The sequence below is a fragment of the Cupriavidus sp. 10L45 genome (genome assembly GCF_056395225.1).
Genome location: NZ_JBFTJC010000007.1, coordinates 116,628 through 128,405, shown reverse-complemented (window position 1 = coordinate 128,405; position 11,778 = coordinate 116,628). Strand labels below are relative to the sequence as shown.

At 67.9% G+C, this 11,778-nt stretch carries 11 protein-coding genes; 3 read left to right on the top strand and 8 right to left on the bottom strand.

Annotation, left to right across the window (positions count from 1 at the left end):
* Nucleotides 1–36: 36 nt before the first annotated feature.
* On the top strand, nucleotides 37–708 hold the full coding sequence (locus tag AC1DFU_RS14505; protein ID WP_255370657.1) for a hypothetical protein: 672 nt from the start codon (nucleotides 37–39) through the stop codon (nucleotides 706–708).
* On the opposite strand, the gene waaC is transcribed toward AC1DFU_RS14505, so the two are convergent.
* Together waaC and AC1DFU_RS14495 are read right to left on the bottom strand one after the other, a co-directional pair.
* A complete protein-coding gene (gene waaC, locus AC1DFU_RS14500) occupies nucleotides 681–1,715 on the bottom strand; it encodes a lipopolysaccharide heptosyltransferase I (protein WP_092289856.1) in 1,035 nt (344 codons plus the stop codon). The genes AC1DFU_RS14505 and waaC overlap by 28 nt on opposite strands.
* A 159-nt stretch (nucleotides 1,716–1,874) precedes the next feature.
* Nucleotides 1,875–2,474, bottom strand: a complete 600-nt coding sequence (locus AC1DFU_RS14495; RefSeq protein WP_092289858.1) for a cysteine hydrolase family protein — start codon at nucleotides 2,472–2,474, stop codon at nucleotides 1,875–1,877.
* A gap of 82 nt (nucleotides 2,475–2,556) precedes the next feature.
* Here AC1DFU_RS14495 and AC1DFU_RS14490 point away from each other — a divergent pair, with 82 nt between their 5' ends.
* Both AC1DFU_RS14490 and AC1DFU_RS14485 read left to right on the top strand, forming a co-directional pair.
* Entirely contained in the window at nucleotides 2,557–3,405 is an 849-nt protein-coding gene (locus tag AC1DFU_RS14490) for a LysR family transcriptional regulator (RefSeq protein ID WP_092289860.1), read from the top strand.
* Between the two features lie 227 nt (nucleotides 3,406–3,632).
* Nucleotides 3,633–5,639, top strand: a complete 2,007-nt coding sequence (locus tag AC1DFU_RS14485; RefSeq protein ID WP_255370658.1) for a diguanylate cyclase domain-containing protein — start codon at nucleotides 3,633–3,635, stop codon at nucleotides 5,637–5,639.
* A 65-nt stretch (nucleotides 5,640–5,704) separates the two neighbouring features.
* On the opposite strand, the gene AC1DFU_RS14480 is transcribed toward AC1DFU_RS14485, so the two are convergent.
* The 6 genes from AC1DFU_RS14480 to AC1DFU_RS14455 form a co-directional block, all read right to left on the bottom strand.
* Nucleotides 5,705–7,432, bottom strand: coding sequence for an ABC transporter substrate-binding protein (locus AC1DFU_RS14480; protein WP_092290841.1), 1,728 nt, complete (start codon nucleotides 7,430–7,432; stop codon nucleotides 5,705–5,707).
* 74 nt (nucleotides 7,433–7,506) lie between these two features.
* The gene (locus AC1DFU_RS14475; protein WP_149135621.1) at nucleotides 7,507–7,815 is read right to left on the bottom strand and encodes a DUF2160 domain-containing protein; all 309 of its coding nucleotides are present in this window, start codon (nucleotides 7,813–7,815) and stop codon (nucleotides 7,507–7,509) included.
* A gap of 31 nt (nucleotides 7,816–7,846) precedes the next feature.
* Complete coding sequence (locus tag AC1DFU_RS14470) at nucleotides 7,847–8,674, bottom strand: carbohydrate ABC transporter permease (RefSeq protein ID WP_092289866.1); 828 nt, start codon at nucleotides 8,672–8,674, stop codon at nucleotides 7,847–7,849.
* Complete coding sequence (locus AC1DFU_RS14465) at nucleotides 8,667–9,551, bottom strand: carbohydrate ABC transporter permease (RefSeq protein WP_092289868.1); 885 nt, start codon at nucleotides 9,549–9,551, stop codon at nucleotides 8,667–8,669. Before AC1DFU_RS14465 ends, AC1DFU_RS14470 begins: the two co-directional genes overlap by 8 nt.
* Nucleotides 9,548–10,657: an ABC transporter ATP-binding protein gene (locus AC1DFU_RS14460; RefSeq protein WP_092289870.1), complete on the bottom strand. Its 1,110-nt coding sequence runs from the start codon at nucleotides 10,655–10,657 to the stop codon at nucleotides 9,548–9,550. The genes AC1DFU_RS14465 and AC1DFU_RS14460 overlap by 4 nt, the downstream gene beginning before the upstream one ends.
* Before the next feature lies 1 nt (nucleotide 10,658).
* Nucleotides 10,659–11,777, bottom strand: coding sequence for an ABC transporter ATP-binding protein (locus tag AC1DFU_RS14455; RefSeq protein ID WP_092289872.1), 1,119 nt, complete (start codon nucleotides 11,775–11,777; stop codon nucleotides 10,659–10,661).
* Nucleotide 11,778: the final 1 nt, after the last annotated feature.

Here is an 11,778-nt window from a genome sequence, read left to right as displayed (position 1 = left end):
ACCGTGGGGGTTCCGTCCCACCACAAAGCGCCGCGCATGTCCCTCGATGTCCTTCCCGATGAAATCACCCTGCAGGCCGTCTCCGGCCGGACGCTGACGTGGACCGGCCACTACGCCGTGTCCGCCGGCCTGTTCGAGATCCGGCCGCCCCGTATTCCGCGCGACGCGCGCCCCGTGTTCGACGAGGATCTTGACTGCATCATCGGCTACCAGCGCAGCTTTGGCGGCTGCTATCAGTTGTACGACCTTAACGGCGACATGACGGCGATCTGGGAGGGGCTGCGGGACACGGTGCCGGTGGAGAAGCGCGACCCCATGCTGGTGGTGGGCGGCCTGTGGGCGGCCAATGTGCGCGGCCTGACCGCGCTGGCGCTGCCCGGCATCGGCTCGGCCATGGCCCCGACCACGCTGGCCCTGCTGCGCAAGCGCTTTTCCGGGCTGGCGGCCGCACCACTGCTGTTCACGGCCGCCGCGCACACCACGATGAACGATGCGCACCGCTTCGTGCCGGTGCATATCCTGCGGCTGGCCATGCGCCACGGGGACCGCATCCAGCCGCCGCCCGGTGTGCCCGGCGCGGCGCGCTACCTGGCCCGGATGGCGATCCGGCGGCGGCCCTGCATGCTGGATGTGGTGACGACCCATGGCAACGCCACGATCGTCCAGTTCGAGTACTGGTCCTACGCGGACACGTTGCCGGCGGCCTGATGCGACGGACCCGACTGACCCGCCTGACCCGCCTGACCCGGCAGCTTGGGCGCCACGGAGTCGATGGCGGCCAGCACGGCCTCCACCGAGGGCGGCTTGCCCTGGTCGCCGATCGACACCGACTGGCCCGGCTTCTGCACGCCGAAGTGCTCGCACGAAGTGGCCGTGAAGATCATCACCGTGGGCTTGCCGAGCGCGTCGGCCAGATGGACAAAGCCGGTGTCCATGCCGACGACCAGCGCGGCGGCGTCCAGACGCTGCGCCACCTCGGTGATCGACATGCGCGGCAGCACCTCGGCGTCCGGAATCGCGGCGGCCAGCGCGCGGGACTCCTCGTGCTCCTTCTCCGAGCCCCACGGCAGCTGCACGCGGAACCCGCGCGCCGCCAGCGACTGGCCCACCGCAATCCAATGGGCCTGCGGCCATTTCTTGATTTCGGCGGAGGTGGCATGGAACAGCATCGCGCGCGGCACGCCGTCCGTGTTCAGCGGGGTGGCCGGGGCCGGTATGCGCAGCGCGTTGGTCTCGGCTTCGGGATAGGTGTAGCCCAACGCGTTGGCCGTCACCAGCCGCATCTTTTCGCGGCAGGTGGCGTTGCCATGCGGGCCGAAAATGTCGGTGTAGGCGAATTCGGCCTTCGCCTCCCCCAGGAATTCGGCGGCGTAGCCGAAGCGGCGCGGCGAGCGGGCCAGCCGGGCGACGATCGCGCTCTTGTAGACGCCATGCACGTCCACCACGACGTCGTACTTCTCGCGGCGCAACTCACGCACGGCGCGCAGGATGCCGCGCAGGTCCTTCCACTTCTTGCCGTTCTTCTTGAACTGCCGCAGCGGCGGCGCAATCACCCGGTCTACGCCGATGGCCCAGCGCGGAATGTCCGCGCACGAGGCGTCGGCCACCCAGTCGATGGCGGCGTCGGGATAGGCGCGGCGCAGGTCGGACACCAGCGGCAGCGTATGCACCATGTCACCGAGCGAGGTGATCTTGATCAGCAGGATTCGCTTCATGAAATCGGGGGCAGCGGATGGGCGCGCGGGCGATGGGGCCCGGGGCGCGAAGGCGCTAGTATGCCTGAGCCGCCCGGGCGGGCCGCGGTCGGACCTGCCATCCACACCCCCTACGCGCCCGGGGCGTCACAGGGCCAGTTCGCCCAGCCCGGCTCCCCCCTATTGCCAGACCGAGGCGTCCGGCACCACCGTGGCGAACCGGTCATTCAGCGCCGCCAGCGTAACCCGGTGCAGTTCGGCAGCTGCCAGCGGCTCCCCGCCGAGCGGATCGGGCAAATCCCGCGTGGCGCAGGCGCTGGCCACCAGCGTGACGCGGTAGCCATGGTCGAGCGCCGACCGCACGGTGGCGCTGACGCACATATGGGTCTGGAAGCCGGCCACGATCAGTTCCTTTTTACCCAGCGCGGCCAGCCGGGCGTCCAGCTCGGTGCCGGCGAAGCTGTTCGGCAGCTGCTTGACCACGGTTTCCTCGCCAGGCGCGGGCTGGAGCCCCTCGATGATTGCGGCATACGGGCCGGCCGGGTCGAACGCGCCGCCGGCCTTGCCGTGATGCACCACATGGATCACCGGCGTGCCGTGGGCACGGGCGCGCGCCAGCAGGTCGGCACAGGCCGCCACGGCCTCGGGCATGCCGGTCAGCGGCAGCTTGCCATCGATGTATTCGCGCTGATGGTCGATCAGGACCAGCACGGCGGCTTCCCAGGCGGCAGGGGTGCGGCTGGCACCGGCGGCGTCGAGCAGCGTGAAGGGCGCGGACATGGGGCGGTTCTCCTAGTTGGGTATGCACGCAGCGTAGGGCAGGCTATGCTGTGCGCCAATTCGCCACGAACTCACACTCACTGTGCAAAAAAGCACAATCTCCTGGGACGACCTGCTCACGCTTTCCACGCTGATCCGGGCCGGCAGCTATTCGGCCTGCGCGCGGGAACTGGACATTACCCACGCCACGGCGATCCGACGCATCCGCCGGCTGGAGGCGGCGCTCGGCAAACCCGTGGCCACGCGCACCGACGGCACCTTCGTGCTGACCAGCGTGGGCCGCAATGCGCTGACGGCGGCGCGGCAGATGGAGCAATCGGCCGACCGCCTGCTGCGCGAGATGGAAGGCGCGAGCGCGGGGGTGTCTGGCGTGGTCCGTGTGGCGACCACGGCGGCGCTCGGCAGCGACTTCCTGACGCCCCGGCTGCCGTCGCTCTACGCGCAGAACCCCGATATGGAAGTCCGGCTCGAGGTGGACAACCGCGTCACCAGCCTCGCCCGGCGCCGCGCCCATATCGCCGTGCGGCTGAACCGCCCGCACGAGGGCGAACTGGTGGCCCAGCGCGCCGGCACGCTGCGCTTCGGGCTCTATGCCTCCGCACGCGGGCCGGTGGCCGACGACGCGCCGCTATGCGGCCTGCTCGACGAAGGCTTCACGCTCCCCGAAGTGGCGTGGCCGCAGTCCCTCGGCCGGCCGTTCTCGTTCCAGTCCAACAGCCTGCTTGGGGTGCGCGCCGCCGTGCGCGCCGGGCTCGGCATCGCCCTGCTGCCCCACTTCCTGGCCCACGACGATCCGGCGTTGCAACTGGTGCGCGAGGTGCCCGAGGTGATACGCGAGGTCTGGCTCGCCTACCCTGCCGAATTCCGGGGCGCCTCCCGCTTCCGGCCCGTGATCGACTGGCTGGCGGACACCCTCGCCGACTGCCCTTAACGCAACAACGCGCACCCCGGTCCACCATCGCCTGTTGCATCGGCACGACCCACGCGGCGCATGCGCCACCTCGTGTGGCATGCCGCACCAGATTGCCGAAAAGGCCGTCCGGCGCGGCCCTGCGGTCTGCTACGCTACGAATCGGTTGCCAGCCAAGGGGCGGGGGTTGTGGATCAAAGCCCGGCAGCCGATAAAACGGGTTCAGTGCAAATACCAAGAAGAGATTCATGCGGCACTCCTTGAAGTACCGGATGGCGATCGCCGCAGCCGGCGTGGTCACGGTCATTCTCGTGACGCGCGCTTGCTACGCCCAGTTCTATGCCTATGAAAGCCTGAAGACGCTGCTTCAGGCGCAGCAGGACACACTGGTCAAACTGGTCGCCGGCCAACTCGACGAAAAACTCGAATCCCGTGAGGTGGTACTGCGCCGCCTCGCGCGCACACTTGCGCCCCATCTGGACGAGACCCCGCGCCAGCAGTCGGCCCTGGCTACCGACGCTGTCGATATGCCCGAGAGCTTCAACGCCGTGTTCCTGGCCCGCCCGGACGGCACGCTCTCGTTCAGCACCGCCGTGCCGGAAGGCGTAAAGATGACCGTGGGCGAGCGCGACTATTTCCGCGCCATCGAACGTGGCGCCTCGTTCGCCGTGTCGGACCTGCTGCAGGGCAAGCACTCTGCCGCGCCGGGCGTCATCCTCGCCGTGCCGATGCGCGATACGGACGGCAAGCTGCGCGCCGTGGTGGGCGGCGTGCTGAACCTGTCGGCCAACAACTTCCTGCGCGAACTGGCGCACAGCCGCGTGGGCGTGACCGGCTACTACTGCCTGGTCTCCGCCGGCGCCAATCCGCGCTACGCGCTGCACCCCGAGGCGGACCGCGTGCTGGCGCCGGCCCATGCCCTCGGCGAAATGTGCGGCGCCGAGCAGGCCGAGTCCGACTGGGAAGTCTTCTGGCCCACTCAGCCCATCGTGTCGCGCTACCTGCTGTCGTCGAATGGCTGGGAGGTGGTAGCGGTGCTTCCGGCGGAGGAAGCCTATGCCCCGCTGATCGACGTCCGCCAGCGCACGGTCGTGATCGGCTTCTTTTCCCTGCTGATTACCGCCGCGCTGATGTGGCTGGTGATTCGCCGCCTGCTTGCCCCGCTCGAGCACCTGCACCGCACGGTGCGCCAACTGGCGATGCAGCCCGCCGCCGTCTCGGACCTGCCGGTGCGGCGCGACGACGAGATCGGCGAACTGGCCGGCTCATTCGCCGAGGTGCTGCACCAGCTTTCCGAGCGAGAGGCCGCGCTGAAGGCCGCCAAGGACCGTGCCGCCGCCAGCGAGAAGCGGATCGAGGCGATTGCCAACCATGTGCCGGACTTCGTCGCCTTCATCGACGTCAACGAACGCTTCGCCTTCGTGAACCAGGCCTACGCGCGCCACTTCGGCCTCCCTGCCGATCAGGTGGCCGGGCTGTCGCTGCGTGAGCTGTGGGGCACGCCGGAATATGTGGCGAATGCGCCCTATCTTGAAGAGGCCCGCGCCGGACGCGTGACCACCTTTACCCGCGAGTCGGCCGATGGGCTGGCGTGGGAGGTCACCTACCAGCCGGCGTGGAACGACGCCCAGGACACGGTGTCCGGCCTGCACATGTTCGCGCGCGACGTGACCGGGGAGCGCCAGAAGCTGCGCTCGCTGGAGGCACAGACCCTGTCCGACCACCTGACCGGCCTGCTCAACCGCAAGGGCTTCGATCGCCGGCTCAACGAGACCATGGCCCGCGCCGATGCCGGCGGCCACCGCGCGGCGCTGCTGCTGGTGGACCTGGACGACTTCAAGGCGGTGAACGACACCTACGGCCACCCGGTGGGCGACCGCCTGCTGGTGTCCTTCGCCGAACGGCTCGCCACCTGCGTGCGCAAGGGCGACGCGGTGGCCCGCATCGGCGGCGACGAGTTCGCCATCATCCTGGACAACGTATCGAACCCGGCCACCGTGGAACGGATTGCCCAGACCGTGGTGCAGGCCGCGCTGCGGCCCTTCCCCGTGGATGGCCTGACGCTCGTCTCCACGGCCAGCGTGGGCAGCGCCATCCATCGACCGGATACCGGCTCGTCGGTCAGCGAGTTGTTCATGCGGGCCGACATGGCGCTCTACGAGGCCAAGCGCCACGGCAAGGCCCGCCATGCCGCGCCGAATTGCGCGCCGGTTGGTGCCCCAACCGCCCCCGCCGGCGCGATGTCCGGAACCTGAAACGGAACGGTGGCGCCCCAACCGCTGGCGCCACCGTCCCTCCCCCCTACCGACTCACCGGTGCATCACCGCACGCGGCCTTCCTTCCACGCCTGGAGCAGCTTGTCATAGGCGATGGTCTCGCCCTTCGGCTTCTCGTTGTCCAGCTTCTTCCAAGGCGCGTGCTCGGTGCTCAGCCACTTGGCCGGGTCGCTCTTGGGGTTCAGCTTGGGCGCACAGTTGGTCATGCCGGCGCGCTGGAGCCGCGCCATTACCTGATCCATCTCCTCGGCCAGGTTGTCCATGGCCGCCTGCGGGGTCTTCTCGCCCGTCACCGCCGTGGCCACGTTCTTCCACCAGAGCTGGGCCAGCTTCGGGTAGTCGGGCACGTTGGTACCGGTCGGCGTCCAGGCCACGCGGGCCGGGCTGCGATAGAACTCGATCAGGCCGCCGTACTTGGCCGCGTTCTTGGTCAGGTAGTCGGTGTTGATGTCGCTCTCGCGGATAAAGGTCAGGCCCATCAGCGACTTCTTCAGCGAGACCGACTTGGCCGTCACGAACTGGGCGTAGAGCCACGCGCCCGCCAGGCGGTTGGGGTCGGTGTTCTTGAAGAAGGTCCAGGAGCCCACGTCCTGGTAGCCGTTCTGCATGCCCTGCTTCCAGTACGGCCCATATGGCGACGGCGCCATGCGCCACTTGGGCGAGCCATCGGCATTCACCACCGGCAGGCCCTTCTTGGTCATGTCCGCCGTGAAGGCCGTGTACCAGAAGATCTGCTGGGCGATCTGGCCCTGCGCGGGCACAGGGCCGGCTTCGGAGAAGGTCATGCCCATGGCCTGCTGCGGGGAGAACTTCTTCATCCATTCGATGTACTTGGTCAGCGCGTAGACCGCCGCCGGGCTGTTGGTGGCGCCGCCGCGTGAGACCGAGGCGCCTACCGGCGTGCACTTGTCCTCCGCCACGCGGATGCCCCACTCGTCCACCGGTATGCCGTTGGGCAGGCCCTTGTCGGCGGTGCCGGCCATCGACAGCCAGGCGTCCGTGAAGCGCCAGCCGAGCGAGGGGTCCTTCTTGCCGTAGTCCATGTGGCCGTAGACCTTCTTGCCGTCCAGCTCCTTCACATCGTTGGTGAAGAAGTTGGCGATGTCCTCGTAGGCCGACCAGTTGGTCGGCACGCCGAGGTCATAGCCGTACTTGGCCTTGAACTTGTCCTGCAGGTCCTTGCGGGCGAACCAGTCGGCGCGGAACCAGTACAGATTGGCGAACTGCTGGTCGGGCAGCTGGTACAGCTTGCCGTCCGGCGCCGTGGTGAACTTGGTGCCGATGAAGTCCTTCACGTCGAGGCCGGGATTGGTGAATTCCTTGCCGGCACCGTTCATATAGTCGGTCAGCGGCAGRATCGCGCCATAACGGTAGTGGGTGCCGATCAGGTCCGAATCGGAGATCCAGCCGTCGTAGATCGACTTGCCGGACTGCATCGACGTCTGGAGCTTCTCCACCACGTCGCCTTCCTGGATCAGGTCGTGGTTGACCTTGATGCCGGTGATTTCCTCGAACGCCTTGGCCAGCGTCTTGGACTCGTATTCATGCGTGGTGATGGTCTCCGACACCACATTGATCTGCGTCACACCCTTGGCCTTGAGCTTGGCGGCGGCGTCGATGAACCACTTCATCTCGGCCATCTGCTTGTCCTTGGCCAGCGACGACGGCTGGAACTCGTTGTCCACCCACTTCTTCGCGGCGGCCTCGTCGGCTCGCGCCCCGCCGCATGCCAGCGTGGCCGCCATGGCCAGGGCCGACATCCCCAACTTCACGTGCACTTTCATCAGTGTCTCCTATTGGAATAATGGAATGATGGAACGGCAACGACTGCGCGCGCCGGCGGGCGTCAGCCACGGCGCATGACCACAAGCAGCACCACGGCCGCGATGGCCGCGCTGATCCAGATCGACGGTTCCTCCGCCAGCCCGAACCAGGTCTGCATCTTCTCGCCCAGCCCTACCCAGGCCAGGTTGATCCACGCGGCGAACATCAGCCCGATGAACAGCCGGTCGCCGCGCGTGGTGGCAATCGGCAGGAAGCCCTTGCGCATGACCGTGGGGGAGCGCGCCTCCCAGACCGTCATGCCGATCAACATCACCACCACCAGCGCGAAGAACACCGCCACCGGGGTGGTCCAGACCATCCAGCTCAACATGTGACGAACTCCTCTCTTTGACCGGGGCGCGCTACACGCGGCCCATGGCGAAGCCCTTGGCGATGTAGTGCCGCACGAACCAGATCACGATGGCGCCCGGCACGATGGTCAGCACGCCGGCGGCGGCCAGCACGCCCCAGTCCATGCCGGAGGCCGACACCGTGCGGGTCATGGTGGCCACGATCGGCTTGGCATTGACCGAGGTCAAGGTCCGCGCCAGGAGCAGTTCCACCCAGCTGAACATGAAGCAGAAGAACGCCGCCACGCCCACCCCGGCCTTGATCAGCGGCAGGAAGATGGTCAGGAAGAAGCGCGGGAACGAGTAGCCGTCCACATAGGCGGTTTCGTCGATCTCGCGCGGCACGCCGGACATGAAGCCTTCCAGGATCCAGACCGCCAGCGGCACGTTGAAGACCAGATGCGCCAGCGCCACGCCGAGGTGGGTGTCCATCAGCCCGATGGTGGTGTAGAGCTGGAAGAACGGCAGCAGGAACACCGCCGGGGGCGTCATGCGGTTGGTCAGCAGCCAGAAGAACACGTGCTTGTCGCCGATGAACTGGTAGCGCGAGAACGCGTAGGCCGCCGGCAGCGCCACGCTGATCGAGATCACCGTGTTCAGGGCGACGTAGATCAGCGAGTTGATGTAGCCGGAGTACCAGGAGGCATCGGTGAAGATGGTCCGGTAGTGCTCGAGCGTGAACGACGCCGGCCACAGCGACAGCGTGGTCAGGATCTCCTCGTTGGTCTTGAATGACATGTTGACCATCCAGTAGATCGGCACGATGGCGAACAACAGGTAGACCACCAGGAACACCGGCCGCCATGCGCCGGCCCGGTTGCTGGCGTGTTGACTAGCCATGGGGCACCTCCTCCCCGCCGGACGTGCCGGCGCGCTGCATCCAGTTATAGAGGATGAAACAGGTCAGCAGGATGATCAGGAAGTAGACAATCGAGAACGCCGCCGCCGGCCCCAGGTCGAACTGGCCCACCGCCTTCTGGGTCAGGTACTGGGAAAGGAAGGTGGTGGCGTTGCCCGGCCCGCCGCCGGTCAGCACGAAGGGCTCGGTATAGATCATGAAGCTGTCCATGAAGCGCAGCAGCACGGCAATCATCAGCACGCCGCGCAGCTTGGGGAGCTGGATGTAGCGGAAGACGGCGAAGCGGCTCGCCCCGTCGATCTGGGCCGCCTGGTAGTAGGCGTCCGGAATCGCGCGCAGCCCGGCGTAGCAGAGCAGCGCCACCAGCGGGGTCCAGTGCCAGACATCCATCACCAGCACCGTGACCCAGGCATCCACCGCGCTGCCCGTGTAGTTATAGTCGAATCCCATCGCCTCCAGGGCGGCGCCGAGCAGGCCGATGTCGGTGCGGCCGAAGATCTGCCAGATCGTGCCGACCACGTTCCATGGAATCAGCAGCGACAGCGCGATGATGACCAGCACCGCCGACGCCCGCCAGCCCTTGGCCGGCATGGCCAGCGCCAGCAGGATGCCGAGCGGGATCTCCACCAGCAGCACGGCCAGCGAGAAGCCGAGCTGGCGGATCAGGGCGTCGTGCAGTTCGGCATCGCGCAGCACGGTGCGGAACCATTCCGTGCCGACGAACACGCGGCGCTCCGGCGAGATGATGTCCTGCACCGAATAATTGACGATGGTCATCAGCGGCAGGATGGCGGAGAACGCCACGCACAGCACCACGGGCAGCACCAGCAGCCAGGCCTTCTGGTTGACGGGCTTCATTGGACCAGTTCCTCGTTGATATAGAAGCAGGTGTGGCGATTGAACACCGTGAGCCACGCCGTGTCCCCGGGGGCCAGGGTGGCCGCCTCGGTGCCGAGCCGGGCGCGCAGGATGCCGCCGGCCTGATCGCCCTCCCCCGCCACCGTGCCGGTGACGAGCCAGTACGTGCCGATGTCCTGCGCGCGCGTCACGCGCATCGGCATGGCCTGGGGGTCGTCGGCGGCGGCCAGTTGCAGGTACTCGGGCCGCACCCCCACCTTGAAGGTGCCGGCGCCCTCCAGCGCGGCGCCGATGCCCGCCGGCAGCTCCGGCATGTAGCGGCGCCCGGCCACCTCGATGGCGCCGTTGCGCCACGTCCCCGGCAGGAAGTTCATGCCCGGCGAGCCGATGAAATTGCCGACAAAGGTATGCGCGGGCCGCTCGAACAGCGCATCGGCGGCGCCCACCTGCACCGCCTTGCCGCGCGACATCACCACCACCTGATCGGCGAAGGTCAGCGCCTCGGTCTGGTCGTGCGTCACGTAGATCAGCGTCAGCCGGAATTCGTGATGGATTTCCTTGAGCTTGCGCCGCAACTGCCATTTCAGGTGCGGATCGATCACGGTCAGCGGCTCGTCGAACAGGATGGCCGAGACGTCCTGCCGCACCAGCCCGCGCCCGAGCGAGATCTTTTGCTTGGCGTCCGCCGCCAGCCCGCTCGCGCGGCGGTCCAGCGAAGCCGACAGGTCTAGCATTTCGGCGACTTTGCCCACCCGCTCCTTGACCTGGGCCGCCGGCACACCGCGATTGCGCAGCGGAAAGGCCAGGTTCTCGCCGACAGTCATCGTGTCGTAGATCACCGGAAACTGGAACACCTGGGCGATGTTGCGCGCCTGCGGCGTGGCGGCGGTCACGTCCTGGCCATCGAACTGGATCGTGCCCTGCGAGGGCCGCAGCAGGCCGGACACGCAATTCAGCAGCGTGGTCTTGCCGCAGCCGGAGGGCCCGAGCAGCGCGTAGGCGCCGCCATCCTCGAAGGTGAAGCGCAGCGGCAGCAGCGCGTAGTCCTCATCGGTCTTGGGTTCGGCGACGTAGGAATGGGCGAGGTCGAGGTCGATCCTGGCCATCTCAGCCACCCGTCTCGGTGATGGGCGTGCTGACCACATCGGCCAGCGCGCCGGGCCGCTGGGGCGCATGGATGCGCAGGCCGGCGGCGTCGAACAGGTAGAGATGGGCCGGCTCCAGATGCAGCGAGAGCGGCGCGCCGAGTTTCAGATCGAGCACCCCGGCGAACTGCGCCACGAGGTTGCCCATCGCCGTATCGAGGTGGACGAAGGTGTCGGAGCCGGACAGTTCGGCCAGCGCCACCTTGCCCGGCACCGCCACCGCGCCGGGCACGGCGGCCAGCCGCAGCGCGGCGGCGCGCACGCCCACCGTGACCGGGCCATCGGGCGCCTGCACGTCGGGGAGCGGAATCACGATGTTCCCGGCCAGCGTTACGCGGCCCGCTTCCAGCCGGCCTTCGACGAGGTTCATCGGCGGATCGCTAAACGCCCGCGCCACGCGCAGCGAGGCGGGATAGTGGAAGACCTCGGGGGTCGGACCGTACTGGAGCAGTTCGCCGGCATCGAGCACCGCCGTGTAGCCGCCGAGCAGCAGCGCCTCGGCCGGTTCGGTGGTGGCGTAGATGACCGTGGCGTCGCCATGGGCGAACAGCTGGGTCAACTCCTCGCGCAATTCCTCGCGCAGCTTGTAGTCGAGGTTGACCAGCGGCTCGTCCAGCAGCATCAGCGGCGCGTTCTTGGCCAGCGCCCGGGCCAGCGCCACGCGCTGCTGCTGGCCGCCGGACAACTCCGCCGGGTAGCGCGCCAGCAGGTGGTCGATGCGCAGCCGGCCGGCGATTGCGCGGACCTGGGTGTCCAGCTCCGGCCCGCGCACGTTGCGCAGCCGCAGCGGCGAGGCGATGTTGTCGAAGACGGTAAGCGAGGGGTAGTTGATGAACTGCTGGTAGACCATCGAGACATTGCGCTCGCGCACCGGCACGCCGGTCACGTCGGTCCCGTCGGCCAGTACCCGGCCCGCGCTGGGCTTGTCCAGCCCCGCCATGACCCGCATCAGCGAGGTCTTGCCCGCCTGGGTGGCCCCAAGGAGAATGGTCACGGCCCCGCGTACAGGCGCCAGTGACATCGGATAAAGATAGGCTTGCGATCCCACCTGCTGCGCAACGCCGTCCAGGCTCAGTTGCATC

Excerpts from the sequence above, each read along its gene's own strand:
- AC1DFU_RS14455 (WP_092289872.1), bottom strand. The coding sequence starts at position 11,777 with ATGCAACTGAGCCTGGACGGCGTTGCGCAGCAGGTGGGATCGCAAGCC.
- AC1DFU_RS14465 (WP_092289868.1), bottom strand. The coding sequence starts at position 9,551 with ATGAAGCCCGTCAACCAGAAGGCCTGGCTGCTGGTGCTGCCCGTGGTG.
- AC1DFU_RS14485 (WP_255370658.1), top strand. The coding sequence starts at position 3,633 with ATGCGGCACTCCTTGAAGTACCGGATGGCGATCGCCGCAGCCGGCGTG.
- AC1DFU_RS14495 (WP_092289858.1), bottom strand. The coding sequence starts at position 2,474 with ATGTCCGCGCCCTTCACGCTGCTCGACGCCGCCGGTGCCAGCCGCACC.
- AC1DFU_RS14460 (WP_092289870.1), bottom strand. The coding sequence starts at position 10,657 with ATGGCCAGGATCGACCTCGACCTCGCCCATTCCTACGTCGCCGAACCC.
- AC1DFU_RS14475 (WP_149135621.1), bottom strand. The coding sequence starts at position 7,815 with ATGTTGAGCTGGATGGTCTGGACCACCCCGGTGGCGGTGTTCTTCGCG.
- AC1DFU_RS14470 (WP_092289866.1), bottom strand. The coding sequence starts at position 8,674 with ATGGCTAGTCAACACGCCAGCAACCGGGCCGGCGCATGGCGGCCGGTG.
- AC1DFU_RS14505 (WP_255370657.1), top strand. The coding sequence starts at position 37 with ATGTCCCTCGATGTCCTTCCCGATGAAATCACCCTGCAGGCCGTCTCC.
- waaC (WP_092289856.1), bottom strand. The coding sequence starts at position 1,715 with ATGAAGCGAATCCTGCTGATCAAGATCACCTCGCTCGGTGACATGGTG.